This is a genomic window from Caballeronia sp. LjRoot29 (assembly GCF_964252755.1).
Lineage (GTDB): Bacteria > Pseudomonadota > Gammaproteobacteria > Burkholderiales > Burkholderiaceae > Caballeronia.
Genome location: NZ_CAXUPU020000028.1, coordinates 19,257 through 44,926, shown reverse-complemented (window position 1 = coordinate 44,926; position 25,670 = coordinate 19,257). Strand labels below are relative to the sequence as shown.

Sequence of the window (25,670 nt, the reverse complement as noted above, 5' to 3'; positions counted from 1 at the left end):
GCTTGGGTCCTTTGATCGACGGCGTAATGCGTGTCGACCGGCGTTCAGCCGATCCGCACGAGTTGCGCCTTGTAAAATTCGCGACGGTCCGCGTAACCACGCGTCCCGGCCTGCATCTGGGCAATATCTGCTTCCGTGAGCTCGCGCACGGCTTTCGCGGGTGCGCCGAGGATCAGGGTATTGTCGGGGAAGGTCTTTCCTTCGGTCACCACAGCGCCCGCGCCAACCAGACAGTTGCGGCCGATTACCGCGCCATTCAAGACCACGGCCTGAATTCCGACCAGCGCGCCTTCCTTGATCGTGCAACCGTGCAGCATGGCTTGATGGCCGATGGTCACGTTGGCTTCAATCGTCAGCGGAAAGCCCGGGTCGGTATGAAGCACCGCGCCTTCCTGGATGTTGCTGCCTTTCCCGAGCACGATGGGCTCGTTGTCGCCGCGCAGCGCGGCGCCGAACCACACGCTTGAGTTTTCTTCCAGCGTCACACGGCCGATGATGGTCGCCGTATCGGCGACAAAGACGCTTTCGTGGATAGTCGGGGCGGCATCGCCGAGCTTATAGATTGCCACTTTGTCTCCAGTGAGGGCTTGATGCGAGCCATGAGCGCGGATTGGCGGACAGACCTGAAAGCGCGGGCGTGACCGGTACAATTGGATGAAAATTGGTTGAAATCGAGTGTGATTCTCAAATCTCAAGCGATTCCAGGCCGGTATCGTCGATGCTATAGACTGCGGCCCCGGCACGCCTCAAGCCAAAAATCTTCCGCGGAAAGTGCTATTTTAGCCGGTTGCGCCAATGCGACGCGCGGCCCGGTTTTTATGGCGCTTTTATGCCCCGGATCCACGGACTGTGAACCAGCCCATCGGGCAGCGACGCTCCGGGCGGTGCTACCGACCAACCGCCACCGTTCAAAAGCGCCGCACAAATATCCAAAAGCACCCGCAATCATGTCCGAACAGCTCGATTATTCTGCGTTCACCAGTGTCCGGCCGACTGCACTAGCGTTGCTCAGGGAACGCGATCCCGCCACCAAGGCGAACGCTGCCCAGCGTTTCTACGAGCGATTGTTGGCGGACGAAACCACGCTCGACGCCACTGCCCACCTTCCTGATCCGCTTGATCTTCCAGGCCGGCCAGCCGCGCCGGAACTGGTCGCGCCATCATCGTTGAAACGGCGCAGCATGCAGTCGGACGCCGGGCGTGCGGTGTTGCTGCACGCGCTGGCGCATATCGAATTTAACGCGATCAATCTCGCGCTCGATGCCGTCTGGCGTTTCCCTTCAATGCCGGACGCGTTTTATCGCGACTGGTTCAAGGTCGCTGCCGAGGAATCGCGTCATTTTTCGTTGCTGAGCGCGCGCTTGGCCGAATTCGGCCATCAATACGGCGATTTTCCCGCGCACGATGGCCTGTGGGAAATGGCGGAGCGCACGCGTGGCGACGTGCTCGCCCGCATGGCGCTCGTGCCGCGCACGCTGGAGGCACGCGGGCTGGACGCTTCGCCGCCGATTCGCCGGCGCTTGGCTCAAGCGGGCGACCATGCATCGGCGGCCATTCTCGATGTGATTCTCCACGATGAAATCGGCCACGTGCTGATCGGAAATCACTGGTTCCGGCACTTGTGCAGCGAGTCCGGCGCCGATCCGCGTAGCACTTACGCGCAAGTTGCCGAGCAATATCACGCGCCCAAACTCCGCGGCCCGTTCAACTTCGAAGCACGGCGCGAAGCCGGATTCGACGAAGCCGAATTGCGCGCGCTGGCGGGTCTGGACGACATCGATTCCACGGAAGCTTCCGCGACTCCCCAATGACCATTTTAAAAACGCCCGTCTCCGAATTCGTCACCACGCGCGGCACGCGACTTCACGTACGCAGATGGGGCTCTCCCGACGCGCCCGCCTTGTTCATGCTGCATGGCTGGATGGATATCTCGGCGTCGTTTCAATTTGTCGTCGATGCCCTCGCTGGCGAATGGCAGGTGATCGCGCCCGATGCACGTGGTTTTGGGCTTTCGGACTGGCCGGTCGCGCAGGGAAAGAGCGGCCATTACTGGTTTCAGGACTATTTGGCGGATCTGGACGCGCTCCTCGACCACTACGCGCCTGTGTCGCAGCGTGGAGAACCGGTGAACCTGGTGGGCCATAGCATGGGCGCGAACGTTGTTTGCCTCTACGCAGGCGTGCGGCCCGAGCGGGTGCGGCGCGTGGTCGATCTCGAGGGCTTCGGCATGGCAGCCGCCCGAGCGGAGCGGTCGCCCGCGCGCCTCGGTCAATGGCTGGATGATTTGCGCGCGTTGCCGACGCTCAACACGTACGCCACGCTCGATGACGTCGCCCAGCGGCTAATCCGCACGAATGCGCGCCTGCCGCTGGCGAAAGCACGCTTCCTGGCTCAACACTGGGCCAGGCCCGACGATACCGGCCGTTTCCATCTGCTCGCCGACCCCGCGCACAAAATGCGCGGGCCGTTGCTGTATCGGCTGGACGAGGTGATGGCCGTCTGGTCGCAGGTACGGGCGAAGGTTCTGCACGTCGAAGCGCTCGCTTCTCCGACGCTCGCGATGATCGCCGGCGATGTTCCTATCGATGAATTCAAGCAGCGTTTCAAGGCGTTCAGCGATTGGCGCGAGGAGACCGTCGATAACGCGGGCCATATGCTTCATCACGATCAGCCGGAGCGGGTGGCGGCCCTGATCGAGACGTTTTGCGCGTGAGCCCAGGCGGGGTTGGATCGGGTAATCGAACGATCGGTCAAGCGCTAGAACCCATTTGACGCGTTGCAGTAGAATGGTTGCTAATTACCAGAGCTTCCATGATGAACGCCGATCTGCATTGCCATTCCACTGTTTCCGACGGCCAGCTTTCTCCGGCCGAGGTCGCCGCGCGCGCTCACGCGGGCGGCGTGACGCTGTGGTCGCTCACCGACCACGACCAGCTTGGCGGCCAGCGCGAGGCGCGCGAAGCCGCTCAGGGGCTCGGCATGGCGTATCTGGGCGGGGTGGAGATTTCGGTGACATGGGCGGGGCGGACGGTGCATATCGTCGGGCTGAATGTGGATGCGGACAATCAGGGTTTGATCGACGGCCTCGCAGCCACACGCAGCGGCCGTCAGGCACGCGGTGAAGCCATAGGCGAGGCGTTGGCCAGCATCGGTATCCCGGGCGCCTATGAGGGCGCGCTGCACTATGTGAACGACCCGGCCATGATCTCGCGCACCCATTTCGCACGGTATCTGGTGGAAAAGGGTTACGCGGAATCCACCTCGGACGTGTTCTCGAAATATCTCGGCGACGGCAAGCCGGGTTTCGTCGGCCATCGCTGGTCGAAACTGGCCGATGCCGTGAAATGGATCAAAGCGGCGGGCGGCGAGGCGGTGATCGCGCATCCCGGGCGTTACGATTTCTCGCCGGTCGAATTCGCCGCGTTATTCGATGAATTCATCCAGCTCGGCGGCCGGGCCATTGAAGTCGTGACCGGCAGCCACACGCCGGACCAGTATCGCGAATATGCGGAAGTTGCGCGGCGATACGGCTTTCTTGCGTCGCGCGGCTCAGATTTTCATGCGGCAGGCGAGGGACGTATCGACCTCGGACAGTTGCCGCAACTTCCCGCCGATCTCAAGCCGGTGTGGGAATGCCTGGTTTGACGCTTTACAGCGTCGGCTCATGGTTGGGCCGCGCTTTGAACCTCGCTTGATCCCCGTTTGATCCTGCAAGCGCTGCGCCCGATCTTTGCATCCAACAACTTCTGTTTGTCGCGCAACTGCCTGCATTTGCGGGTATTCTCGCGTGTTCGCACGGAGCCGTTCAGCGCTCTTATCCGAGTGCGAAAAAATACAAAAAACGCAACGCGTGCGTCGAGCGTGTCGGCGACGGTTGACAGCAAGCTTCCGGACAACCCACTTACGTCTATCTGGTCATGTCTCAATTCTTTCGAATTCATCCTGACAATCCGCAGCCGCGACTGATCAACCAGGCGGTGCAGATCATCAACGATGGTGGCATCGTCGCGTTGCCGACCGATTCAAGCTACGCGCTCGCGTGCCATCTCGACGATAAAGACGCCGTTGAACGGATCCGCCGGATTCGCGGACTCGATGAGAAACAACTGCTCTCGCTGCTCGTGCGCGATTTGTCGGAATTGTCGAATTTTGCGATCGTCGATAACCGGAATTATCGTCTGATTAAATCGGTTACGCCCGGTCCTTACGTGTTTGTGCTCCAGGCGACGAAGGAAGTGCCGCGGCGCCTGTCGCACCCGTCGCGAAAGACGATCGGCCTGCGCGTGCCGAATCACGCCATCACGCTCGCATTGCTCGAAGCGCTCGGTCAGCCGCTGCTCGGTTCGACATTGATCCTGCCGCCCGACACCCATCCACTCAATGACGCCGAAGAGATTCGCGAGCGGCTGGAAAAACAGATCGATCTGGTCATCGACGCGGGTGCATGCCCGATGGAACCGTCCACGGTCATCGACCTGACCGGCAGCGAACCTGTGTTGGTGCGCCCCGGTCTGGGCAGTCTGGAACCATTCGGTATTACCGCTGAAAACGCCTGAAAACCGCGCACGATGACACAATACGCAGTGACGCTGCGTTCGGGCGAATCGCCCGGGCGCGACACACTGCTTCGACGCTCGCGCCCCATCGCCCTGGGCGAACGCCAAACCGTCCGCCAATGAGTGGCGCCACAACTGCTTGATACAATAGCGAGCTATGGATTCCTCCCTGATACAAACCATCGCGGTCTACGCGCTCCCCGTGATCTTCGCGATCACGCTGCATGAGGCCGCTCATGGTTATGCGGCCCGTTTGCTGGGTGACAACACGGCCTACGTGCTCGGTCGCGTGTCGCTCAACCCAATGCGCCACATCGATCCCGTCGGCACGCTGGCTATTCCGCTGATCCTCTATTTCGTCACAAGTGGCGCCTTCATGTTCGGCTACGCGAAGCCGGTGCCGGTGGCATTCGGGAACCTGCGTAATCCGCGTTGGGGCAGCTTGTGGGTGGCGGCGGCGGGCCCCGCGAGCAACTTCGTCCAGGCGCTGATCTGGGGTGTGATCGCGGTGCTGCTCGGGTCGTTTAACGTCAGCGAACCGTTTTTTACGCGCATGGCCGCGGCCGGCGTTGGCGTGAACCTCGTACTCGGCGTGCTCAACCTGTTTCCGTTGCCGCCGCTCGATGGTGGACGCGTGCTCATGGCGCTGCTGCCCGTACGTGCATCGATCATGTTGTCGCGCCTCGAGCCTTATGGTTTTTTCATCGTGATGGCACTCGTCATGACCGGCACTTTGACGCGTTTTTGGCTCGGGCCGCTGGTGAGCGCCGGGTATGTCGCGGTGTCGGCCGTCCTGAATCCCCTTGCCTCGCTTTTACAATAAATCCATGTTCCCTGACCGTATCTTCTCAGGCATGCGGCCGACCGGCTCGCTGCATCTAGGCCACTATCACGGCGTGCTCAAGAACTGGGTGCGGCTGCAGTCCGAGTACCCGTGCTTTTTTGCGGTCGTCGACTGGCACGCGCTTACGACCCACTACGAAACGCCCGAAGTTATCGAGAAGAACGTGTGGGAAGTGCTGATCGACTGGCTCGCGTCGGGCATCGATCCGGCGCAGGCCACGCTCTTTATCCAGAGCCGCGTGCCAGAGCATGCCGAGCTTGCGCTGCTGCTCGGCATGAGCACGCCGCTTGGCTGGCTCGAACGCGTGCCGACCTATAAAGAGCAGATCGAGAAGCTGAAGGAAAAGGACCTGACCACGTACGGGTTTTTGGGTTATCCGGTGCTGATGGCTGCCGACATCCTGCTGTACCGCGGCTCGCTCGTGCCGGTCGGCGAGGACCAGGTGCCGCATGTGGAAATGACGCGCGAGATCGCACGGCGCTTCAATTATCTGTACGGGCGCGAGGCGGATTTCGAAGAGAAGGCGCTCGATGCCGCGAAGAAACTCGGCGGCAAGCGCGCAAAGCTTTATCACGAGTTGCGAGTCGCGTATCAGCAGGAAGGCGACGACGAAGCGCTCGAAAAAGCGCGTGCGATGCTGCAGGAATCGCAGAGCCTCTCCATGAGTGATCGCGAACGGCTGTTCGGATACTTGGAAGGCGCGCGCAAGATCATTCTGGTCGAGCCGCAGGCTCTGCTGACCGAAGCGTCGCGGATGCCGGGACTCGATGGCGCGAAGATGTCGAAGTCGTATGGCAATACCATCGGCTTGCGCGAAGACGCCGAGACCATCACGAAGAAAGTGCGCACCATGCCGACTGATCCGGCGCGGGTTCGCCGCACCGATCCAGGCGATCCGGACAAGTGCCCGGTGTGGCAACTGCATCAGGTCTATACCGATGAAACCACGCACAAGTGGGTGCAGACGAACTGCCGCAGCGCGGGCATTGGCTGCCTCGAATGCAAGCAACCCGTGATCGAAGGCATTTTGCGCGAGCAGCAACCCATGCTGGAACGCGCGCAGAAATACATGGACGATCCGTCACTGTTACGCGCGATCGCGGCGGACGGTTGCGACAAGGCGCGCAAGTTCGCGGTAGAGACCATGCGCGATGTCCGCGACGCGATGGGCCTCTCGTACAACTGATGACCGCAATGCCCGCAACGTCAGCGCAAGAAAAGTCGCCCACGCCGCCCACCACCGCCAGTGCGTGGATTGAGCAGTGGTCGCATCTGGTGGAGCAGGGCGGCGCGGTGCTTGACGTCGCGTCGGGCAACGGCCGTCATGCGCGCTATTTCGCGTTGCGCGGGCATCCGGTGCTGGCGCTCGATCGCGATGAAACCGCCTTGGCGAACCTCGCTGGCGTGGAGCATGTGACGACCCGTTGCGTCGATCTGGAAAATGCAAGCTGGCCGCTGCGGGACGACGAGAAATTTGCTGCGGTCGTGGTGACGAATTATCTCCATCGGGCGCTGTTCCCGTTTCTATTCGATGCCCTCGCGCCAGGCGGCGTGCTGCTCTACGAAACCTTCGCCGCGGGCAACGAGCGGGTCGGATTTGGCAAGCCATCGAGCCCGGACTTCCTGCTCAATCCCGGCGAACTGCTCGACGCCGTGCGGGGCCGCTTGCGGGTCATCGCTTATCAGGATGGATTTATCAACGTGCCGCGTGCATCCTGCGTGCAGCGCATTGTCGCCGCCGCTCCGCTGCGGCCCATGCCAACAGGCCTTACGGAACGTAACAATGGGTCAGATCCCGTTCGTTACGTACTGCAGGGCTAATCCGCTACAATCGCGGTTTACCGACCAATTTCATAGCGTTTCATGACAAACGGAACACACGGCGGCATCCAGATCCGCGGCAGCATTCCTGCCATCGTCACCCCGATGCAAGAGGACGGTAGTCTCGATCTGCCGGCGTTTCGAAAACTGATCGACTGGCATGCGCAAGAGGGCTCGAACGGCCTCGTCGTGGTCGGCACCAGCGGTGAATCGGCTACGCTCTCAGTGGACGAACACATCCTGATGGTGAAAACGGCCGTCGAACATACGGCCAAGCGTTTTCCGATCATCGCCGGCGCGGGCGGCAACTCCACCTCCGAAGCGGTCGAGCTTGCAAAAGCCGCGAAGGAAGTCGGCGCCGACGCCACCCTCCAAGTCGTTCCTTACTACAACAAGCCGACGCAAGAAGGCATGTACCAGCACTTCCGCAAAATCGCGGAATCCGTCGACCTGCCCGTGATCCTGTATAACGTTCCGGGCCGGACCGTTGCCGACATGAACCACGATACCGTGCTGCGCCTCGCTGAGGTTCCGGGGATCGTGGGCGTGAAAGAGGCAACGGGCAATATCGACCGTGCGGCAAACCTGATCAAGTACGCGCCGGCGCATTTCGCGATCTACAGCGGTGACGATCCGACCGCCATCGCGTTGATGCTGCTCGGCGGCCACGGCAATATTTCGGTGACCGCGAACGTCGCGCCGAAAGCAATGAGCGAACTCTGCCGCGCCGCGCTTGCCGGCGACGCGATCACCGCGCGCAAGATTCACCTGAGCTTGCTGTCGCTGCACAAGCAGATGTTCTGCGAGTCGAACCCGATCCCCGCGAAGTGGGCGCTTGCTGCGCTTGGGCGGATGGAAAGCGGAATTCGCCTGCCGCTGACGCCGCTCGATGCGCGCTATCACGACGCCGTGCGCGACGCATTGCGCGAAACAGGACTTCTGGCCTGACGGCCGGCGGCGGGACGCATTTAAATGTGTGTCCCGCTGCAATGCAGTGGTTTCGGCCTTATTAGCGTTTGGCCAGCCAGCGAGTGTCATCAACCCGTCGTTCATCGACCCGTTCCCGGCTTAGCTTCCAGGCAACGCGCATTCAGCATCACGAAGGACCTCATGAAACGTTCTGCCTTATTCAATCACGCTCGCACCCTGAGCGTGCTGTCGCTTGGAATCGGCACGCTGATCTCGCTTGCCGGTTGTGACACATTGAACGACTGGCTCGCGCCGGATCGGGTCAATTACAAGGGTGCTGAAACGGCGCCTACGCTGACCGTGCCGTCGGATCTGACCACGGCGGATATCAGCCAGCGTTATGCCGCACCGCCCAAGCTGAATACGCTTGGCGGTGCCGCGCCCCGTGCGCTTACACCCGCAGGCAATGCAACCGTGGGCGTGCCGAATCCGCAAGACCCGTTCGGCATGCACGTGGAGCGTGACGGCGATCGCCGCTGGCTCGTCGTCGATGGCCGTTCCCCCGACCAACTCTGGCCGCAGTTGCAGGAGTTCTGGGAAGAGAACGGTTTCACGCTCAAGACCGATGCCGCGTCTACCGGCATCATGCAGACCGACTGGGCTGAAAATCGCGCGAACATTCCGGACGACTGGTTCAGGAAGAGCATTGGGAAGCTGGTCGACTTTGCGTATTCATCGGGTACGCGCGATCAGTTCCGTACGCTGGTCGAGCGCGGCGCAAGCGGTTCTACGGACATTTCCATCAGCCACAGCGCGATGGAAGAAGTGCTGACGGGCCAGGACAAGACGTCATCGAAATGGGTTGAACGGCCGCGCAACCCTGCGCTTGAAGCCGCATTCCTCGCGAAGCTGATGGAGAAGTTTGGTCTCACCGACGCACAGGCCAAGCAGTTGCTCACCGATGCACGCCCGGCAAGCGCGACGGCCTCGGTGGATCCGACAGGTGGTCCGTCCACGCTCGATCTTTCCGAGCCGTTCGATAGTGCCTGGCTGCGTGTAGGTCTTGCGCTCGACCGGACCAACTTCACTGTCGACAACCGCGATCGGGCGAAGGGGCTGTACTACGTGCGCTTCTCGGACTCCATGCAGGAGTTGAAGAAAGAAGGTTTGCTCGGCAAGTTCTTCGGTGGCGGCACACCCAAGCCCGGGCGCGAGTTCATGGTCAACGTGCGTCCGAAGGCTGACGCAATGACGGAAATTGCCGTCGTCGATGCCAACGGGCAGGTGGATACATCCACCGACGCACAACGGATCGTCGCGTTGTTGCACGCGCAGTTGAACTAGGTTTTTGCCCATGCGTTTTGCCAGTCTCGGCAGCGGCAGCGAAGGCAATGCGTTGCTGATCGAGTCGGTCAGCGGCACGACCACCACGCGCGTGCTGCTGGATTGCGGTTTTTCTGCGAAAGAGGTCGAGCGGCGCCTCGCGCGGCTCGACGTGCGGGCAGACCAGATCGACGCCATTCTTATCACGCATGAACATGCGGATCACATTGGTGGCGCGCTGACTTTGGCGCGCAAATTCTCCATTCCGTTGCACATGAGCTGGGGCACGGCGCACGCAGTGGGTGCCGATGACGCGCCGGTCGATCTACGCGTGCTGTGGGGCGACGAGAGCGTGATGGTGGGGGACTTGGAAGTGCTTCCCTACACTGTGCCCCACGACGCGCGCGAGCCCCTCCAGTACGTGTTCTCGGACGGCGTGAGCCGTTTGGGGGTCCTGACGGATGTCGGGGGCGCTACAGCCCACATCACGAATGTACTGAGTGGTTGCGATGCGTTGGTGCTCGAGTCGAATCACGATGTCGGGATGCTCGCTACGAGCCGCTATCCGGCGTCGCTCAAGGCGCGTATTGGCGGAATGCATGGACACCTGAACAACGACGCTGCAGCAGGAATTCTCGCAGCGCTCGATCGATCGAAGCTACGGCATCTGGTGGCCGCTCATCTAAGCCGGGAAAACAACTTGCCTGAACTGGCCCAGGCGGCGCTCGCCGCCGTGTTGGGTGGTACGCCGGCCGATATTGTAGTGGCTACACAAGCCGATGGATTCGACTGGCTGTCGCTATGAAAGCTATGAAACCGCGCTGCGGTTCCGTATAAGCGCTGCGGCATATCGCTTCATATCGCCACATAGTGGCATTCAAGCTTTACACCCGAAACCAGCAGACGTAAAAAAACCGGCCCGAGGGCCGGTTTTTTCATAAGCCTCCCAGAATGAAACTCTGCGAGGCTTATTGCGGAGGCTTCGTTTTCAGCTAGATGAAACAGCTAAAAGAGCGAAAAACTAGGCCCCTGACTAGGTGCTTACTGGCTTGCGCCCGAAGCAGGAGCAGCTGCAGATGCTGCGTCGGTTGCCGATGCAGCAGCCGCAGTTGCGTCGCTTGCAGCAGCCGTAGCGCTCGAAGCTGCGTCGCTAGCCGAAGCTGCAGAATCCGAAGCAGCAGCAGCAGGTGCCGAAGCAGCCGAGGTATCGCTAGCAGCGCCCGGAGCAGCCGTATCGCTAGACTTGTTGCATGCAGCAAGAGCAACAGCAGCCAACAGGGATGCTACGAGGAGAGATTTCTTCATGATCACGTCCTTTTATGGTTAAAGGTAAGCAACAGCGCAAAGTACCGGTAATGTGTGCTCCAACACCGACCCGGGCCGTTGTGGACTCACATTATGTATGTCTGTGAGACTTCCTACGGCTTGGGCGGAAATTATATGCACTTTCGTATCGACCGTCGATAAATCAGGGGACAATACGTTGTCTTTCTCATACATTTCAACCCGCGGAACAGCAAGATAGGCCAAACACTAGGCGTTTGCGTCAACTTGTATCCAGCCCGCACAATACCACTCGTGCAGTAGCACTGTCATTGACGAATCGCCTGAGAGTGTTACAAAGCGTTTCCCCTCCAAATAGCGTTTGTCGGCGAGTTCGGGGAGCCATTTTTTCAGCTTTCCCGCCATTAAATCCTGCTCGCCATTCATAAAATAAGTGTGCTTGTCATAAAGCAACACGGTTTTTTTATCGAGTTTCAAACCGGATTGTTTCACGCGCTCGATAAACCGGTTCTCATTCAAAGGGCGTCGCGGCGGATCGAATACAACATTCGGCTTCGGTTCGCTCAGATATGTGCCGAGAAATGAAGCAACGTCCTTCTCATCCCATTCGATGTTTGCAAGGATCGCGCCAACCCGGTCGATCATGAGTTGAGGCAGTTGCGCCGGGTGGCTTACCGCCGGCTGGGCCGGGTCGCGATAGCGTTGAGCGCCATCCTTGCTGCCCGTGTTGCCAGCGCTGCGGGCGTCGTCCAGGCGCTCAGCAAGGTGATACAGGAACTGGCCTGACAGTTCGCTTGCAGAAGGCGCCCTGAAGCCGATGGAGGCGGTCATGCACTCGCCTTCAGCCACGCCGTCATGGGCGATGTGAGGCGGCAAGTAAAGCATGTCGCCCGGTTCCAGTACCCATTCTTCATCCGCTTCGAAGTGCTGTAAAACTTTCAACGGCAACCCCTCTTTTAGCGAGAGATCGCGCTGCGCGCCAAAGCGCCAGCGCCGTTTACCGTGAACTTGCAGCAGAAAGACGTCGTAGGAATCGAAGTGCGCGCCCACGCCGCCGCCGTCGGTGGCGTACGAAATCATGAGGTCGTCGACGCGGGCGTCGGGGATAAAACGGAAGCGGTCGAGCAGCGCGCGGGCACGGTCGTCGTGCAGGTTCACCCCTTGCACAAGTAATGTCCAGTCACGCTTTTTCACAGATGGCAATTCATCGGGCGCAAAAGGGCCGTGCTCCATTGCCCAGGACTTGCGAAAATGCGTGATGAGGCGCGATTCCGCGTCTTCGCTATCGGCGAGTTCGAACAGGTCGTCGCGCGATAGCGGTGCTTGAATGTCAGGAATCGCCTGACGGATCAGGAGCGGTTTTTTCTGCCAGTACCGGCGCATGAATTGCGCAGGCGTGAGGTTACCGAGCAGGGTGGAAGGTTCGTCGGGAAGCGGCACCGCGAAGGGACTTGAGGGAACGTTAGGGGACCGCGCTGGCATCGTATAATTGAGGCTTGTATCTTGGAGAATCCAATGAAAATCGCAAAAGACACCGTCGTATCAGTAGCCTATAAGCTCTCGGACGCTCATGGCAATCTGATCGAGGAAAGCGACGAGCCGATGGTCTATCTGCACGGCGGCTATGATGGCACGTTCCCCAAGATCGAGGAAGCACTCGACGGTCAGGAAGCCGGCTATCAGACCCAGTTGCAGCTCGAACCGCAGGATGCGTTCGGTGAGTACGATCCCGATCTCGTGAAAGTCGAGGCGCGCGGCCGGTTTCCGGAACCGCTCGAAGTCGGCATGCAGTTTGAAGGCACCCCGGAAGACGGGGAGGACGAACTCGATTCGCTGATCTACACGGTCACCGACGTGGCAGAAGATAAAGTCGTGCTCGACGGCAATCATCCGCTAGCGGGCATGGCGTTGCGTTTCGCGCTGAACGTGCAGGAAGTCCGCGAAGCCACCGAGGATGAAAAGGAACATCAGCACGCGCATGGCCTCGACGGTCTTGAAGTCCTCGACGAGGACGACGAAGAGCCAGGCAAGGACGCTGGCCCGACCTTGCACTGAGGCGTTTATACGGCCGATTGAAACGATGTGAAACAAGGCGCAGGCAGGTTGCTGCGCCTTTGTTTTATCTCGCGTAATGATCCGTGATTGCGATCATTGGCTGGTACCCGATCCCGATGCGCTGCTTGCCGGAATTGATGGCACGGGCAGGATCGGCGGCAGGTTTGCGGGAGGGTTCAAGTTGAGTATGGGCGGCGCCGGGGAAGCGGGCGTGCCCGTGTCTGGCGCAGGGCGTTGCAACTGCTGTTGCGTTTGTTGCGATGGCTGCACGGGCTGCATCTGCTGGAAAAACGATGAAGGCCCGGGAGTGTCGGTTTCGACGCCGGGTATCGATGGCGACGAGGCGGAAGACGACGAAGGCGAAGCCGCCGACGAGGGTATCGACGACGACGCGGGCACGGTCGGCGCCTGGCTGGCTGACGCCGGCCGCACGATCACGTCGCGCACGCGCACCCGGAAGGGCGGCCGCAGTGCGAAGTCGGACTCCACTTCCAGCCATTGCGATTGTGGTTTCTTCAAACCAATCGCGATCCGCGTCAGATTGGATACCACCGTGCCTTTATCGTTGCGCAAAGGCTGGTCGATACGAAAGCCCCTCGGTATCGGTGTATCGGATTCATGGATCACGATCACCGGCCCGCGAAACGATTCGGCGGCTTTGACCAAGCTGCGCTTGAGCTCGAGAAAACCATCGCGCGACGCGTCGCCGCGAGAAAAGCGTAGCCATGCGAAACGATCGCGACGCTCATAACGGGCAAAGTCAGGGTCGCCCTGGAGGATCACGACGACCGCGCGCATCTCCGAGCGTCGTGCAGTTTCCACCGCATGTTCCAGCCAGAACGCGTTCGCGACAGAGCGGTCCTCGAATTCTCCATTGCGCCCGCCCGCGGTCAGATAGTGATTGTTCGGCGCGGGCGCGTTCAAGCCAATGAACGCAACGCCGTTGGCTTGCCATCGGACATTTTCGCGAAACGGCCGGAAGCGCGCGACATCGCTTTCGCGGATCACGTTCATGGGCGTCCGACCGAGTGAAGTCGAGTCACTGAAGAACAATTGGCGGACGAAATCGAGCCGTTCGACCGGATCGTAACTGCCTGCTTGCGCGAGAGCGCAAGATGCCCAGTCGTTGCCGCCGGGCAGCAGGACGACCGGTTTGCGGGAGCTGTCGAAGATTCGCTGGCGGGTATCGTAGAGCGAATCCCGGCACGGTTCTGCCTCGCCTTTGAGGTCGCCGTTGTAGACAATGAAGGACGTGTTCCGCTCTTGTCCTATGGCATCGAGAAGATGCTGGAACGCAGTTTCGCCGCTGGGCTTGTCGAGACCATTCGACGCGATCGCGAATGTGAGCGGCGCCGAGGGCGCGAGCGTCGGCGCCTCAGCGCTCGCGTGCCGCGATCCTCCGGCCAGCAGGAGGAGTGCGCCTAAACCAGTCACGATGACGCGGCTGGGCACCATGCGCCGCGCACCCGGCCAGTCGATGGCAGCGTCCGCCTTTATGCCAGCGCTAATGCTAACGCGACGCATCCGGAGCGTTCGACGCCAGCTCATGTAGTTCGTAGAGCAGATCGAGTGCGTCGCGTGGGCGCAAGTCGTTCGGGTCGATTGCGCGCAGCCGGTCAAGCGCAGGGTGTGGCTGCGCTTCGGCTGGTTCCTCGTGTTCGTGGGCGTCAGCAATTTCAACAACAGGCGGCGCGAACAGATCGAATTGCGGTGACGGCTGGCCGATCGACTGCTGCTCCAGATGCGCCAGATGCTTCCTCGCGGCCTTGATGACAGCCGGTGGCACGCCAGCAAGTTGTGCGACCTGCAAGCCGTAGCTCTGGTTCGCCGGTCCCTCGTTCACCGCGTGCAGGAACACGATGCCGTGATCATGTTCGACCGCCGATAAATGCACGTTCGCTGCCTGAGCGAACTCGGCAGGCAACTGCGTCAGTTCGAAGTAATGCGTGGCGAACAACGTATGGCAGCCGTTATGCGATAGCAGATGACGCGCGATAGCCCATGCGAGCGCGAGGCCGTCGAAGGTGGACGTACCGCGGCCGATCTCGTCCATCAGCACAAGGCTCGACGGTGTGGCGTCGTTGAGAATGGCTGCCGCTTCCGTCATTTCGACCATGAAGGTGGAACGGCCGCCAGCGAGGTCGTCGGCGGCGCCGATGCGGGTGAAGATCCGGTCGATCGGGCCAAAGCGCGCGCGTTTTGCGGGCACATAGCTGCCCACATAAGCGAGTAGTGCGATCAATGCGGTCTGTCGCATGAACGTCGACTTACCGCCCATGTTTGGTCCGGTGACCAGCAACAGCTTGCGCTCGGTATTCAGGCAGCAATCGTTCGCGATGAACTGCTCGACCTGCGCTTCCACCACGGGGTGCCGCCCTTGCTCGATGTCGATGCCTGCGTCGCCCGCGAATGCCGGTGCGATCCAGTCGAGCGCGAGCGCCCGTTCTGCGAACGCGCCAAGCAGGTCAAGTTCGGCGAGCGCAGCCGCGACGCGCTGGCAATCGCCAATGTGCGGCAACAGCGTTTGCAGCAGCGCGTCGTAAAGCATGCGCTCGCGTGCCAGTGCACGATCCTGCGCGGACAGCGCCTTGTCTTCGAAGGTCTTCAACTCCGGCGTGATGTAACGTTCGGCGTTTTTCAGCGTCTGGCGACGGCGATAGTCATCGGGAACCTTGTCCGTCTGGCCGCGCGTGACTTCGATATAAAAGCCATGCACCTTGTTGTACTCGACCCGCAGGTTCGCGATGCCCGTTCGCGTGCGTTCACGCGTTTCGAGGTCGATCAGGAACTGGTCGCAGTTTTCGGAGATGTCGCGAAGCTCATCGAGGTCAGCGTCGTAACCGCGCGCAATGATGCCACCGTCACGGATCAGCGCGGCGGGTTCGGGTGCGATTGCGCGGCTCAGCAACGCGAGGCATTCAGGCGGCGGCTCAAGCGATACGTCGATGCGTTCCAGCGATGCCGAATGCATCTTTACGGCAGCCAGCCGTTCACGCAGTTGGGGCAATGCTGCGAAGGTATCGCGCAGGCTGGAGAGATCGCGCGGCCTTGCCGACAGCAACGCGAGCCGCCCCGTAATCCGTTCGATATCCGAAATTTGCCGTAACGCTGCGCGCAAACCATCGAGGCTCGCGGTTGCGGGCGCATCGAGCAATGCGCCAATTGCACGCTGCCTTCCTTGCGCAATGGTGAAATCGCGGGGTGGATGATGCAACCAATGACGCAGCAGACGGCTGCCCATGGTCGTGCAGCACGTGTCCAGCAGCGAGCACAACGTGGGGGACTCCGTTCCGCGCAAGGTCTCGGTCAATTCGAGATTGCGGCGCGTGGCTGGGTCGAGACCGATGTACTCCGATTCGTACTCCACCTTCAGACTGCGCACGTGCCGCAGTTGCTGACCCTGCGTTGCGGCTGCGTACAGCAGCAGCGCGCCCGCGGCGCCGCACGCGCAGGTCAGCGAGTGCGCACCGAAGCCGTCGAGGCTCGCGACATCGAGTTGCTCACGCAGACGTTGCGTGCCCGAGTCGATATCGAAGTGCCATGCCGGCGCCCGCGTGGTGGCTCCTACGTTCGGGATTTCGAACGGTGCGTTGGTCGTGGAAAACGAGTCGGCGATCAGCGTTTCAGCCGGGCGAATGCGCTCGAGCGCCGCGCTCAATTGATCAGGCGCGACTTCGGCAAGGCGCAACGCGCCGCTCGCCAGATTCAACCAGGCCAGTCCGACGCTCGTGACCACTCCCCGGCGGTTATGCGCCGGGCAGAGGGCAAGCAGGAAGACATCGTTTTTGTCGGAGAGGAGCGCGGCATCGGTCAGCGTACCGGGCGTGACGACACGCACGACCTTGCGCTCGACCGGTCCCTTCGATGTCGCAGGATCACCGATCTGCTCGCAAATAGCGACGGATTCCCCGAGTTTCACGAGCTTCGCCAGATATTGCTCGCACGAATGATGGGGGATGCCGGCCATCTTGATCGGGTTTCCGCCCGACGCCCCGCGCTGAGTGAGCGTGAGGTCGAGCAGGCGCGAAGCCTTGACGGCGTCGTCAAAAAATAGCTCGTAGAAGTCGCCCATCCGGTAAAACACGAGCGTGCCAGGATGCTCCCCTTTGATGCGCAAATACTGCTGCATCATGGGAGTGTGGTGCGACAGGTCCACGGCAACGCCGGGTGTCTGCGCGGCGGGACTCAAGTCTTGAGTGGTAGACGAAACGGAGATATGCGTACCCATCTTGCGTGCGTGATTTGTGCGAAGGTGCTTAAGGCCACGAGTGTACCGCGTCGGCTCGTCGCGGGAATGTCAGCCAAACGGCTAACGCGGTTTAACGTGGCTTAACGTGACGCAGACGGACGTGGCTTGACGCGGAACCTTGCGCACTTGCCCTCGTGCCCCAGCGGCAAAGAAAGCACCGTCCAAAAGCAAAAACGCCGGCATGCCGGCGTTTTTACATATTCCACGAATGTCACACAAGCCCAATCAAGAACGTCCTGCCAGAAATCCGACAAGCAGCGCGAGTCCCGCCACTGCGCCGAGCGTATGCCACGGCTTGTCGTGTACGAATTCGTCGGCGTAACCGGCAGCGTCATTGAGCCGCCCGGCGATGGCGGACGACGAACCGTCGAACTGGGTGCGCGCCGCTTTCAGCTTGGCTTGCAAATCCTTGCGCAACTTGTCGACGTCGATATCCTTCGCATCGCGGATTGAACTGTCGAGCTCGTCGAGCAGGCCGCGCAACTGCGTGCTGGCCGTATCGACAGCGTCGCTTGCGCCCTGAACCGCGCGATGGCCCACTTTGGCCGCGCCATTGATGTTGCTATCGAGTGTGGAACGTGTGAACAGACCCATTTGCAGCTCCTTTGACGTGTCGTTTGCTTAATTTCAAACCACGCACTCCGCGTTTCAATTTATGCATTCTGCGAAGGGCGCGACTTTCTTTCCGGCCGAACAAAGCATGCAGCAGATTCCGTTCCCGCACCCTGATGAATGTCACGCGAGTCACGCGATCACTCTTCAACCAGCGCGCCCAGATCCACCGTCCGCTCGTTGCGCGCGTGCCGCCGCATGGCAAGCCACATCATCAGGCAGATAAACACGCCGAACACCACAATAATCCATTCTACGGGCAGGTTGGTCGTCAGCAAAAGCGCGTACGCGCCGAGCATCGACAATACGGCAAGGTTCTGGTTGAAATTCTGGACCGCGATGGACGCACCGGCAGACAGCAGCGTTGCGCCGCGATGCTGCAGGATGGCGTTCATCGGCACGATGAAAAAGCCCGACAGCGCACCCAGCAAAATCATCAGCGGATAAGCGCCCAGGATGTAAAGCGGCGCGAACAGTGGGCCGATATGCACGCCGGAACCTGCCGGAAACAGGTCTTTGTTGTAGAACGCCATGCCGATAGCCACAGCGCCTGTCACCACGCCGATCGGCAGGACCTTGAGCGAACTGCGCAACGGCACCCACGCGGCGGCGGCACTCGCGCCGATCGCAATCCCAAGCCCCGTCACGCCCTGCAGCACCGCCGCTTTCGATAACGACAAACCCAGGTTCGCCGCCGCCCACTTAAGCACCAGCAATTGCAGCGTCACCGCCGCGCCCCACAGCAAAGTGGTGACCCACAGCGCGATCTGCGCCAGCTTGTCGCCCCATAGCACCTTGAATGCGTGGATGAAATCGCCAATGAGCTTTGACGGCTCCTTGAGCCGGTTGGGGTATCGCGCGCCGGTATCCGGAATGCCGATGTTGATCACCGCAGCCGCGGCATAAACGATCATGACGGCGAACATGGCGGCGTCGGCTGCCGAGCGAATCAGCACGAGATGCGAGCCGCTAATGAAATGCTGAACGTACTGGCTGACCAGCGCACCGCCGATCACCGTACCGAGAATTGTCGATCCGACTGTTGCCGATTCAAGCCACGCGTTCGCCGGGATGAGTTTTTCGGGCGGCAAAAGCTCGGTGAGGATGCCGTATTTCGCCGGGGAATACGCTGCGGCGCCAAGGCCGACCACGCCGTAAGCGATCATGGGATGCACGCCAAGGATCATCAGCGCGCAGCCACCGGCCTTCAGCGCGTTCGAGACGAACATGACGTGGCGTTTCTGGATGGAATCGGCGAATGCACCCACGAACGGCGCGAGCAGCACGTACGACACCGTGAAGAAAATCTGCAGCAGCGGGGTGACCCACGACGCGGAATGCATCACCGAAAGCATCGCTATGGCAGCGATCAGCAGCGCGTTGTCGGCGAGCGACGAAACGAACTGCGCGGCAATGATCGTATAGAAGCCTTTTTTCATTAGACGGAAGAGAAGCGGCGGCAGAAAGGGTGAGGGATGCCGCGGACGGCGAGCAGGACACTTTAGCGGAGCAGGCGATGGCGTGCAGATTGCGCGGGCCAACGTTAGCCTTTCGGACGGTAGCAGGGCATGTCGGCCCGCATTCGTAGCCGCTGTGAGCTTGCCTTGAGGAAGCGCACGCTGATAACAAAAAGGCGGCCGTAGCCGCCTTTTTCAATCTCCTCCTGCCATCAAGCGCTTTGGCGCGCGGTGGTGAAGGGATCGAGGATCTTGATCATCTGGGCGTAGACCTTCGGGTTGCCCGCTACGATCTCGCTCTTGTGCAGGAAATCCGATTCGCCCGTGTAGTTACCCACCAGCCCGCCGGCTTCGGTGATCAGCAAGCTGCCCGCAGCCACGTCCCATGCGTTGATGCCTTGCTCGAAGAACGCATCAAGCCGGCCTGCGGCCACATTCGCCAGATCCAGCGCGGCAGCGCCTGGGCGGCGCAAGCCGGCACAGGCTTCAGTCATCTGCGAGAACAGCTTGCCATACGCTTCAAGGCCCGCCCCGTCGCGGAACGGAAAGCCCGTGCCGACCAGCGCGTCGCCGAGACGATCCAGTTTTGCCACACGAATGCGTCGCTCGTTCAAATAAGCGCCGCTGCCGCGCGATGCGGTGAACAGGTCGTTGCGGGTGGGGTCGTACACCACCGCTTGCGTGATGATGCCCTTGTGGGCAAGCGCGATGGAGACGCAGTAATACTGGAAACCGTGGATGAAATTGGTCGTGCCGTCGAGCGGATCGATGATCCACTGGAACTCCGAATCCTTGTCCTGCGCACCGGATTCCTCGGCGAGGATCGAGTGCTTCGGATAGGCCGTAGTCAGCGTTTCGATAATCGCCGCCTCGGAGGCCTTGTCGACCTCCGTCACGAAGTCGTTATGCTGTTTTTTGCTGACCTGGATGCGGTCCAGGTCCAGCGACGCGCGGTTGATGATCTGTCCGGCGCGGCGAGCGGCCTTGACAGCAATATTGAGCATCGGATGCATGAAAATAGTCCTTTGGCCGGCGGCGGCGCTCCACGCACGCGCACGAAGTCGTGTGTGAAGTCCCAACGCCGAACGGAAAACGGCCCAAACCAGCGGGCAAAAACGACGTGTGTCGACGGCAACGAATTGAAGAAGAGCGGGGCGCGTGCCTTCTTTGAACCTGCAATAGCGCCTGATAACAGCGACCAGCAACAGCAGACACACGCGAATGGGGTATTTTACCCGAGTCGGCCGCCGGCGCGCGACGAGTACAAAGTCGAGTGCGCAGCTAATGTCGGCGCAAGGGTCGCCGGATGGGCCGCGCGGCGATACCATGACGTCTCTTTCAACCTTCCGGCAAGCATTTCCCCTTGGACCAGAACACCTCATCAAACTTCCCGGACCACGTGTTTGCATCGACTCGCTTTGTGCTGGTCGAACCGAGCCATCCCGGCAATGTGGGCGCGGCCGCGCGCGCGCTCAAGACAATGGGATTTTCCCGGCTGGTCGTCGTCGCACCGAAAATCGCGTTTGTCACGCGCGAGCCGGAAGCGATCGCGATGGCAAGCGGCGCCGACGACGTGCTCGCGTCGGCGCAAGTCGTCGAAACACTCGCCGATGCCTTGACTGGCGTGCATTGGTCGGTTGCATTGACGGCGCGTTCGCGGGAATACGGGCCGCCGCAAATGGCGCCGCGCGCCGCCGCGGAGAAGGCTTGCGAGTTCGCGGATCGAGGGCAAGCGGGGAATTCGGGCGTTATTGCGTTCGTGTTCGGTAACGAGCGCGTGGGCTTGTCGAATGCCGATGTGGAGCGCTGTAGCGCGCTCGCGCACATTCCGGCGAATCCCGCCTATAGCTCGCTGAATCTGGCGCAAGCGGTTCAGGTTTTGGCTTACGAATTGCGGCTGGCGCTGCTCAGTCGCGCGGACGGTATTCCAGCTGTTTCAACAACGCCGAACCTGGCAACGTCCGCTCCCAGCGCGTCCAGCGACGAAATTGAGGGCATGTATGCCCATCTGGAACAGGCGCTGGTCACACTCGATTTCCTCGATCCCGCCAACCCGAAGAAGCTGATGTCGCGGCTGCGGCGGCTTTTTTCACGCTCCGGACTTGAGCACGAGGAAGTGAATATCCTGCGCGGCATCGCCAAGCATATTCTTCTAAAGATCAAACAGTAGGAAGACTGCGGGCGTGTCAAAAGCGCGGAGGAGCAGTGGTTTTATTCCGTGTGTCGTGTCGAATAAAGCGATCTGCGTTTCGATGCCCGCATCTAACCCTGACCGCTTTGCCAGCGGGGGCATCGCAGCGAACTTCTATTGGCCGTCCTACAATCTGCGGAAATCGAACTATCGATTCCCGAATCCGTGCTGAGCCGTGGATCCGGGAATCGACACCCCGACACCCACAGAGCCACCGCCATGTTCAATCGACTCCGCGAAGACATCGTCGCCATCCGCGAGCGCGATCCGGCCGCCCGCAGCACCTGGGAAGTCGTGACGTGTTATCCGGGCTTTCACGCCGTCGTCCTGCACCGCATTGCGCACGCTTGCTGGCGCGCGGGCTGGCGCTGGCTCGGGAGATTTGTCTCGCAGTTCGGGCGGTTCATGACGGGCATCGAGATTCATCCCGGCGCGACGCTTGGACGGCGCGTGTTCATCGATCATGGCATGGGCGTGGTGATCGGCGAAACGGCGGAAATTGGCGATGACTGCACGATCTACCAGGGCGTGACGCTGGGCGGCACGTCGCTCGCGCGTGGCGCAAAACGGCATCCGACGCTCGAGCGCGGCGTGATTGTCGGGGCGGGCGCGAAAGTGCTCGGTGGGTTCACGGTCGGCGCGGAAGCGAAGATTGGCTCGAACGCGGTGGTGGTGAAGCGGGTTCCGGCGGGCGGAACGGCCGTCGGCAATCCGGCGCGTGTGGTGATGCCGGCTACCGTCAAACCCGCGCAAAAAGGCTCGGGTGTGCCGGAGCGTGCAGCGTTCTGCGCGTACGGCATCACGCCTAACGCCGATGATCCCGTGTCACTTGCTATCCACGGATTGATCGATCATGCGTCTACGCAGGCACATCGTGTGGATGAGATTGTCGCGGCGCTTGAGAAACTGGGCACGCGTATCGATGCGATCAGCGGCGTCGAGACTGCCGCGTTCATCGACCTGAAGCGTCTCTCCGATGCGATGAAAGGCGAAGCAGCGCGGCGCTGAAAAGCGTCGCCGTTCAAACTCAGGCGAGCGGCAAAGCCAGAATACCTTCGGCGTCCACGCGCAGATATCCGCCGCGCGGCTCGCCGTGATCCAGTTCCCAATCCGGCATGACCCAGCGAACGCCATCAGTTTCCCGATGACGTGCGGGCAAATGCGTATGGCCGTGGATCATCGTGTGAGTGCCGGTGCTTGCGAACAGCTTCGCCACCGCCTCACGCGTGACGTCATATTTCGCGTCCACCGGTCGCATCCTGCCGTCTTCGCTGGTTGATCGCATGCGCTCCGCAATCGATAAGCGCAGCTTCAGCGGCAAGCTCAGGAATAGTTGTTGTGCAACGGGATTACGCGCAAACCGCCGAAAGCGCTGATACGCAGGGTCGGCCGTGCAAAGCGCATCGCCATGCGCCACCACAATGCGCGTGCCGAACGCCGTGATAACAAACGGATCGGGCAACGGCAGCGCCCCGGCGGCGAGCATGAAGCGCTTGCCGAGCAGGAAATCACGGTTGCCATGCATCACATACAACGCAATACCGCGTTCTGACAACGTGTGCATCAACGCCGCCATGCGCCTCGCGAACGCAGCACGTGACCCGGCCACCGATGTTGCCAGCACATCGTCGCCCACCCAGAATTCGAACAGGTCGCCGAGGATGAACACCGAGTCGGCATCGTTCGCCGTCACTTCGATGAAATGCTCGAACGCCGCCACAGTGTGCGGAATGGCATCGCTCAAATGGAGGTCGGAAATGAAAAACAGCGGGCGCGCTGTATCTTTCGCGCCCGCTGTTTCAACTGTTCCGATCCCGCTGTGCGTCGAGTCGATCATTCCCCGGCGACGACAGCCTTTTCGATCACGACGTCATCCACCGGCACGTCCTGATGAAAGCCCTTCGAACCCGTCTTGACCTTGCGGATCTTGTCGACGATATCGAGGCCTTCCACGACCTTGCCGAAGACCGCGTAACCCCAGCCTTGCGGCGACGGCGACGAGTGGTTCAGGAACTCGTTGTCACCCACATTGATGAAGAACTGCGCGGTGGCCGAATGCGGGTCATTCGTGCGTGCCATGGCGACGGAACCGTGTTCGTTCTTCAGGCCATTATTCGCTTCGTTGTCGATAGGCGCGTCCGTCGGCTTTTGCTTCATGCCGGGTTCGAAACCGCCGCCCTGGATCATGAAACCGTCGATCACGCGATGAAAAACGGTGTTGTCGTAGTGGCCTTTCTTTACGTAGTTCAGAAAGTTTTCGACCGACTTGGGCGCCTTCTCAGCGTTCAGTTCAATCTTGATGATGCCGTGATTCGTATGCAGTTCGACCATGATGAGTTCCTTTCCTTTTCAAGAGTAGATAGGGCAATACGCGATGCGCACGGCGTATGCCTGCTTCATGCCCCCCTCGCCGTGACGGCGAGCGGCGGCGCCTTGTTCCCCCGGCGTTTTACTTCCCGACGACGCTAGCCGACTGGATCACGACGTTCGTTTGCGGCACATCGCCCATTGGGCCGCGTGTCGTAGTCGGCGTGCCTTCGATCTTCTTCACTACATCCATGCCCGCGACCACCTTGCCGAACACGGCATAACCGTTGCCGTCGCCGTTGGGGTAATCGAGGCCGGTGTTATCGACCGTGTTGATGAAGAACTGCGAAGTGGCCGAATCCGGATCGCCCGTACGCGCCATGGCGAGCGTGCCGGTCGTATTCTTCAGCCCGTTCTTGCTTTCAAGCGGAATGGGCGCACGCGTGGGCTTTTCGACAAAGCTGGTCGTGTACCCGCCACCCTGAATCATGAAGCCCGGAATCACACGATGAAAAATCGTGCCGTTGTACTGACCGGACTTTACATAGTCCAGGAAGTTGGCGACGCTTTTCGGCGCCTTCTCAGGATACAACTCAACCTTGATGTCGCCTTGTGACGTCTTGAGCAGCACGGTCGGATGGGCAGCAGTCTGCGACGACTGCGCGAAGGCGGGTGCCTGGGCAATGAGTGCAGCGCTGCCGAGCGCCAACAACAAACTTTTCATGAGCAATCGATCCTCTGGTTGGAGCAGTTACGGGTGAAGACTTGTCGAACGTTCGACCATCCAGATGTCTGGTCGACTGAACGTTCGATCCTGCCGGATTGGATTCAAGGATTCGTCGGCGCGAAATAAGGCGTGGTCGAAAGCGGCACGCTGGGTCCGCCAAACGGCGAGTAAAGCGGCGACGACATGTCGTTAGTGTTAGGCGTTGTGTCCGGCGTGGTACCCGTTGCCGGCACTGTCCAGTCACCAGAGGTCGCACTCGGCGAAGACGCGGCCGTGGCCGCCGAAGCCGCCGCTGCGCCCGAAGCAGCGCTGACATGCGAAGCACCCGATGCGGCCGCGGCCGCGGCAGCCGCAGCTTCCGGACGACGTCGCGGCGGCGGTGACACGATCTTCTGGATGTCGCCCACGCGTTGCGCCGTCAACGGACTCTTCGATCCGAGCGACTGCGCCCGCTTATACGATTCGCTCGCGAGCCGCAGATAAAGATCGCCGAGGTTTTCGTACGCCAGCGCGTAACTGGGATTCGCCTTCGTCGCTGTTTCGAGCGCGACGCGTGCTTCGTCGTAGCGGCCCTTCTTCGCGTAGAGCGCGGCAAGATTGTTATACGGCTCGGGCAGTTCGGGGTAGGCCTCGGTGAGCTCCGTGAACGCGGCGATAGCTTCGTCGTCCCGGTTCAAACGCGCGAGCACCGTTGCACGCTTGAACTTGGCCTGGACGTCGCGCGGATTGGTTTTCAGGCGTGCGTCGAGTTGCGTCAGCGCGCTTGGCCATTGCTTCTGCGAGATGGCCAGGTCGATAGCAGGAGTGTCATCCGCGGTGGCGGTGGAGACTTGTGCAAACGCCGGCGCAAGCGGCAAAAACGTTGCGCCAAGGCCGAATGTGACGGTTGCAAGGGCGGTCGCCGCTAGCTTGGCAGCGCTTGATGCGCGGCCGCTTGAAGGTTTCATAGGCTCTGGTCTGGATGTTATACTCCGACCCATTCTAACAAAACGTCTGCCACGTTCCGCTGAACGTTCAGACAGTCATTAAGCCACTCGCGGCCGCCTCCGTTTTGATGCAGTGTGACTGCCCAAGTTTTCTCGCGCCGGCGCGCACGGTTCCCAGCGCTTGAAGTTTCGAAGCCGGGCCAGGTCAAACATGTTGAACGTGCTGGAACTTGCTGGAACGTGTCACATCGCTGATGTTCGCGTTGTCATCGTTCTCGTTGCTCGTCTCATTGTCGTTCTCGATGTTGCTGCCGTTTCACGGCTACCTGTAGCATGGTCGCAGCAGTGCAAAAATGCACCGTTGTTGCACTGTTGTTATCGTCGGCCGGAAACGAGCGCGAACGAATGC

At 60.7% G+C, this 25,670-nt stretch carries 25 protein-coding genes; 13 read left to right on the top strand and 12 right to left on the bottom strand.

What is annotated here, in order from left to right:
* Positions 1 to 44: 44 nt before the first annotated feature.
* A complete protein-coding gene (locus ACSQ83_RS25700; protein ID WP_414948195.1) occupies positions 45 to 569 on the bottom strand; it encodes a gamma carbonic anhydrase family protein in 525 nt (174 codons plus the stop codon).
* Positions 570 to 947: 378 nt separating this feature from the next.
* Here ACSQ83_RS25700 and ACSQ83_RS25695 point away from each other — a divergent pair, with 378 nt between their 5' ends.
* The 10 genes from ACSQ83_RS25695 (at position 948) to ACSQ83_RS25650 (ending at position 10,258) form a co-directional block, all read left to right on the top strand.
* Positions 948 to 1,811, top strand: a complete 864-nt coding sequence (locus ACSQ83_RS25695) for a ferritin-like domain-containing protein (protein ID WP_436230068.1) — start codon at positions 948 to 950, stop codon at positions 1,809 to 1,811.
* Complete coding sequence (locus tag ACSQ83_RS25690; protein WP_436230067.1) at positions 1,808 to 2,713, top strand: alpha/beta fold hydrolase; 906 nt, start codon at positions 1,808 to 1,810, stop codon at positions 2,711 to 2,713. Before ACSQ83_RS25695 ends, ACSQ83_RS25690 begins: the two co-directional genes overlap by 4 nt.
* A 101-nt stretch (positions 2,714 to 2,814) precedes the next feature.
* The gene (locus ACSQ83_RS25685; RefSeq protein WP_436230093.1) at positions 2,815 to 3,645 is read left to right on the top strand and encodes a 3',5'-nucleoside bisphosphate phosphatase; all 831 of its coding nucleotides are present in this window, start codon (positions 2,815 to 2,817) and stop codon (positions 3,643 to 3,645) included.
* Between the two features lie 272 nt (positions 3,646 to 3,917).
* A complete protein-coding gene (locus tag ACSQ83_RS25680) occupies positions 3,918 to 4,556 on the top strand; it encodes an L-threonylcarbamoyladenylate synthase (protein WP_414948198.1) in 639 nt (212 codons plus the stop codon).
* A 157-nt stretch (positions 4,557 to 4,713) separates the two neighbouring features.
* Positions 4,714 to 5,379 carry a site-2 protease family protein gene (locus ACSQ83_RS25675; RefSeq protein WP_436230066.1) on the top strand — a complete coding sequence of 222 codons (666 nt, stop codon included), beginning with the start codon at positions 4,714 to 4,716 and terminating at the stop codon, positions 5,377 to 5,379.
* Between the two features lie 4 nt (positions 5,380 to 5,383).
* On the top strand, positions 5,384 to 6,586 hold the full coding sequence (locus ACSQ83_RS25670; RefSeq protein WP_436230065.1) for a tryptophan--tRNA ligase: 1,203 nt from the start codon (positions 5,384 to 5,386) through the stop codon (positions 6,584 to 6,586).
* Positions 6,586 to 7,221 carry a class I SAM-dependent methyltransferase gene (locus ACSQ83_RS25665; protein ID WP_436230064.1) on the top strand — a complete coding sequence of 212 codons (636 nt, stop codon included), beginning with the start codon at positions 6,586 to 6,588 and terminating at the stop codon, positions 7,219 to 7,221. The genes ACSQ83_RS25670 and ACSQ83_RS25665 overlap by 1 nt, the downstream gene beginning before the upstream one ends.
* A 42-nt stretch (positions 7,222 to 7,263) precedes the next feature.
* Positions 7,264 to 8,169, top strand: a complete 906-nt coding sequence (dapA, locus tag ACSQ83_RS25660) for a 4-hydroxy-tetrahydrodipicolinate synthase (RefSeq protein ID WP_414948202.1) — start codon at positions 7,264 to 7,266, stop codon at positions 8,167 to 8,169.
* 162 nt (positions 8,170 to 8,331) lie between these two features.
* A complete protein-coding gene (gene bamC / locus ACSQ83_RS25655) occupies positions 8,332 to 9,474 on the top strand; it encodes an outer membrane protein assembly factor BamC (RefSeq protein ID WP_436230063.1) in 1,143 nt (380 codons plus the stop codon).
* A 10-nt stretch (positions 9,475 to 9,484) separates the two neighbouring features.
* Positions 9,485 to 10,258 (top strand): MBL fold metallo-hydrolase, encoded by a 774-nt coding sequence (locus tag ACSQ83_RS25650; protein WP_436230062.1) that lies wholly within the window; start codon positions 9,485 to 9,487, stop codon positions 10,256 to 10,258.
* A 236-nt stretch (positions 10,259 to 10,494) separates the two neighbouring features.
* Here ACSQ83_RS25650 and ACSQ83_RS25645 read toward each other — a convergent pair whose 3' ends face one another.
* On the bottom strand, positions 10,495 to 10,758 hold the full coding sequence (locus ACSQ83_RS25645; protein WP_414948205.1) for a hypothetical protein: 264 nt from the start codon (positions 10,756 to 10,758) through the stop codon (positions 10,495 to 10,497).
* A 228-nt stretch (positions 10,759 to 10,986) separates the two neighbouring features.
* Positions 10,987 to 12,219, bottom strand: coding sequence for a JmjC domain-containing protein (locus ACSQ83_RS25640; RefSeq protein ID WP_436230061.1), 1,233 nt, complete (start codon positions 12,217 to 12,219; stop codon positions 10,987 to 10,989).
* A gap of 33 nt (positions 12,220 to 12,252) precedes the next feature.
* On the opposite strand from ACSQ83_RS25640, the gene ACSQ83_RS25635 reads away from it, so the two are divergent.
* Positions 12,253 to 12,792 (top strand): FKBP-type peptidyl-prolyl cis-trans isomerase, encoded by a 540-nt coding sequence (locus tag ACSQ83_RS25635; RefSeq protein WP_031363930.1) that lies wholly within the window; start codon positions 12,253 to 12,255, stop codon positions 12,790 to 12,792.
* A gap of 93 nt (positions 12,793 to 12,885) precedes the next feature.
* Here the strand turns inward: ACSQ83_RS25635 and ACSQ83_RS25630 are convergent, their stop codons facing one another.
* The 5 genes from ACSQ83_RS25630 to ACSQ83_RS25610 all read right to left on the bottom strand — a co-directional run bounded on the left by ACSQ83_RS25630 (position 12,886) and on the right by ACSQ83_RS25610 (position 20,123).
* A complete protein-coding gene (locus tag ACSQ83_RS25630) occupies positions 12,886 to 14,316 on the bottom strand; it encodes a hypothetical protein (RefSeq protein ID WP_414948207.1) in 1,431 nt (476 codons plus the stop codon).
* Positions 14,303 to 17,020, bottom strand: coding sequence for a DNA mismatch repair protein MutS (mutS, locus tag ACSQ83_RS25625; RefSeq protein ID WP_436230060.1), 2,718 nt, complete (start codon positions 17,018 to 17,020; stop codon positions 14,303 to 14,305). Before mutS ends, ACSQ83_RS25630 begins: the two co-directional genes overlap by 14 nt.
* Before the next feature lie 246 nt (positions 17,021 to 17,266).
* Positions 17,267 to 17,635, bottom strand: a complete 369-nt coding sequence (locus ACSQ83_RS25620; RefSeq protein ID WP_414948209.1) for a DUF883 family protein — start codon at positions 17,633 to 17,635, stop codon at positions 17,267 to 17,269.
* Between the two features lie 158 nt (positions 17,636 to 17,793).
* The gene (gene lplT, locus ACSQ83_RS25615) at positions 17,794 to 19,092 is read right to left on the bottom strand and encodes a lysophospholipid transporter LplT (RefSeq protein ID WP_436230059.1); all 1,299 of its coding nucleotides are present in this window, start codon (positions 19,090 to 19,092) and stop codon (positions 17,794 to 17,796) included.
* 230 nt (positions 19,093 to 19,322) lie between these two features.
* A complete protein-coding gene (locus tag ACSQ83_RS25610; protein ID WP_436230058.1) occupies positions 19,323 to 20,123 on the bottom strand; it encodes an inositol monophosphatase family protein in 801 nt (266 codons plus the stop codon).
* Between the two features lie 350 nt (positions 20,124 to 20,473).
* On the opposite strand from ACSQ83_RS25610, the gene ACSQ83_RS25605 reads away from it, so the two are divergent.
* Together ACSQ83_RS25605 and cysE are read left to right on the top strand one after the other, a co-directional pair.
* On the top strand, positions 20,474 to 21,280 hold the full coding sequence (locus tag ACSQ83_RS25605) for an RNA methyltransferase (protein WP_436230057.1): 807 nt from the start codon (positions 20,474 to 20,476) through the stop codon (positions 21,278 to 21,280).
* Between the two features lie 240 nt (positions 21,281 to 21,520).
* On the top strand, positions 21,521 to 22,309 hold the full coding sequence (cysE, locus tag ACSQ83_RS25600) for a serine O-acetyltransferase (protein WP_414948213.1): 789 nt from the start codon (positions 21,521 to 21,523) through the stop codon (positions 22,307 to 22,309).
* Positions 22,310 to 22,328: 19 nt separating this feature from the next.
* Here the strand turns inward: cysE and ACSQ83_RS25595 are convergent, their stop codons facing one another.
* The 4 genes from ACSQ83_RS25595 to ACSQ83_RS25580 form a co-directional block, all read right to left on the bottom strand.
* Positions 22,329 to 23,138 carry a UDP-2,3-diacylglucosamine diphosphatase gene (locus tag ACSQ83_RS25595; protein WP_436230056.1) on the bottom strand — a complete coding sequence of 270 codons (810 nt, stop codon included), beginning with the start codon at positions 23,136 to 23,138 and terminating at the stop codon, positions 22,329 to 22,331.
* Positions 23,135 to 23,632 carry a peptidylprolyl isomerase gene (locus ACSQ83_RS25590; RefSeq protein WP_047896501.1) on the bottom strand — a complete coding sequence of 166 codons (498 nt, stop codon included), beginning with the start codon at positions 23,630 to 23,632 and terminating at the stop codon, positions 23,135 to 23,137. Before ACSQ83_RS25590 ends, ACSQ83_RS25595 begins: the two co-directional genes overlap by 4 nt.
* Positions 23,633 to 23,750: 118 nt before the next feature.
* Complete coding sequence (locus ACSQ83_RS25585; protein WP_414948215.1) at positions 23,751 to 24,332, bottom strand: peptidylprolyl isomerase; 582 nt, start codon at positions 24,330 to 24,332, stop codon at positions 23,751 to 23,753.
* Positions 24,333 to 24,436: 104 nt separating this feature from the next.
* Complete coding sequence (locus ACSQ83_RS25580; RefSeq protein WP_436230055.1) at positions 24,437 to 25,315, bottom strand: tetratricopeptide repeat protein; 879 nt, start codon at positions 25,313 to 25,315, stop codon at positions 24,437 to 24,439.
* Positions 25,316 to 25,670 lie beyond the last annotated feature (355 nt).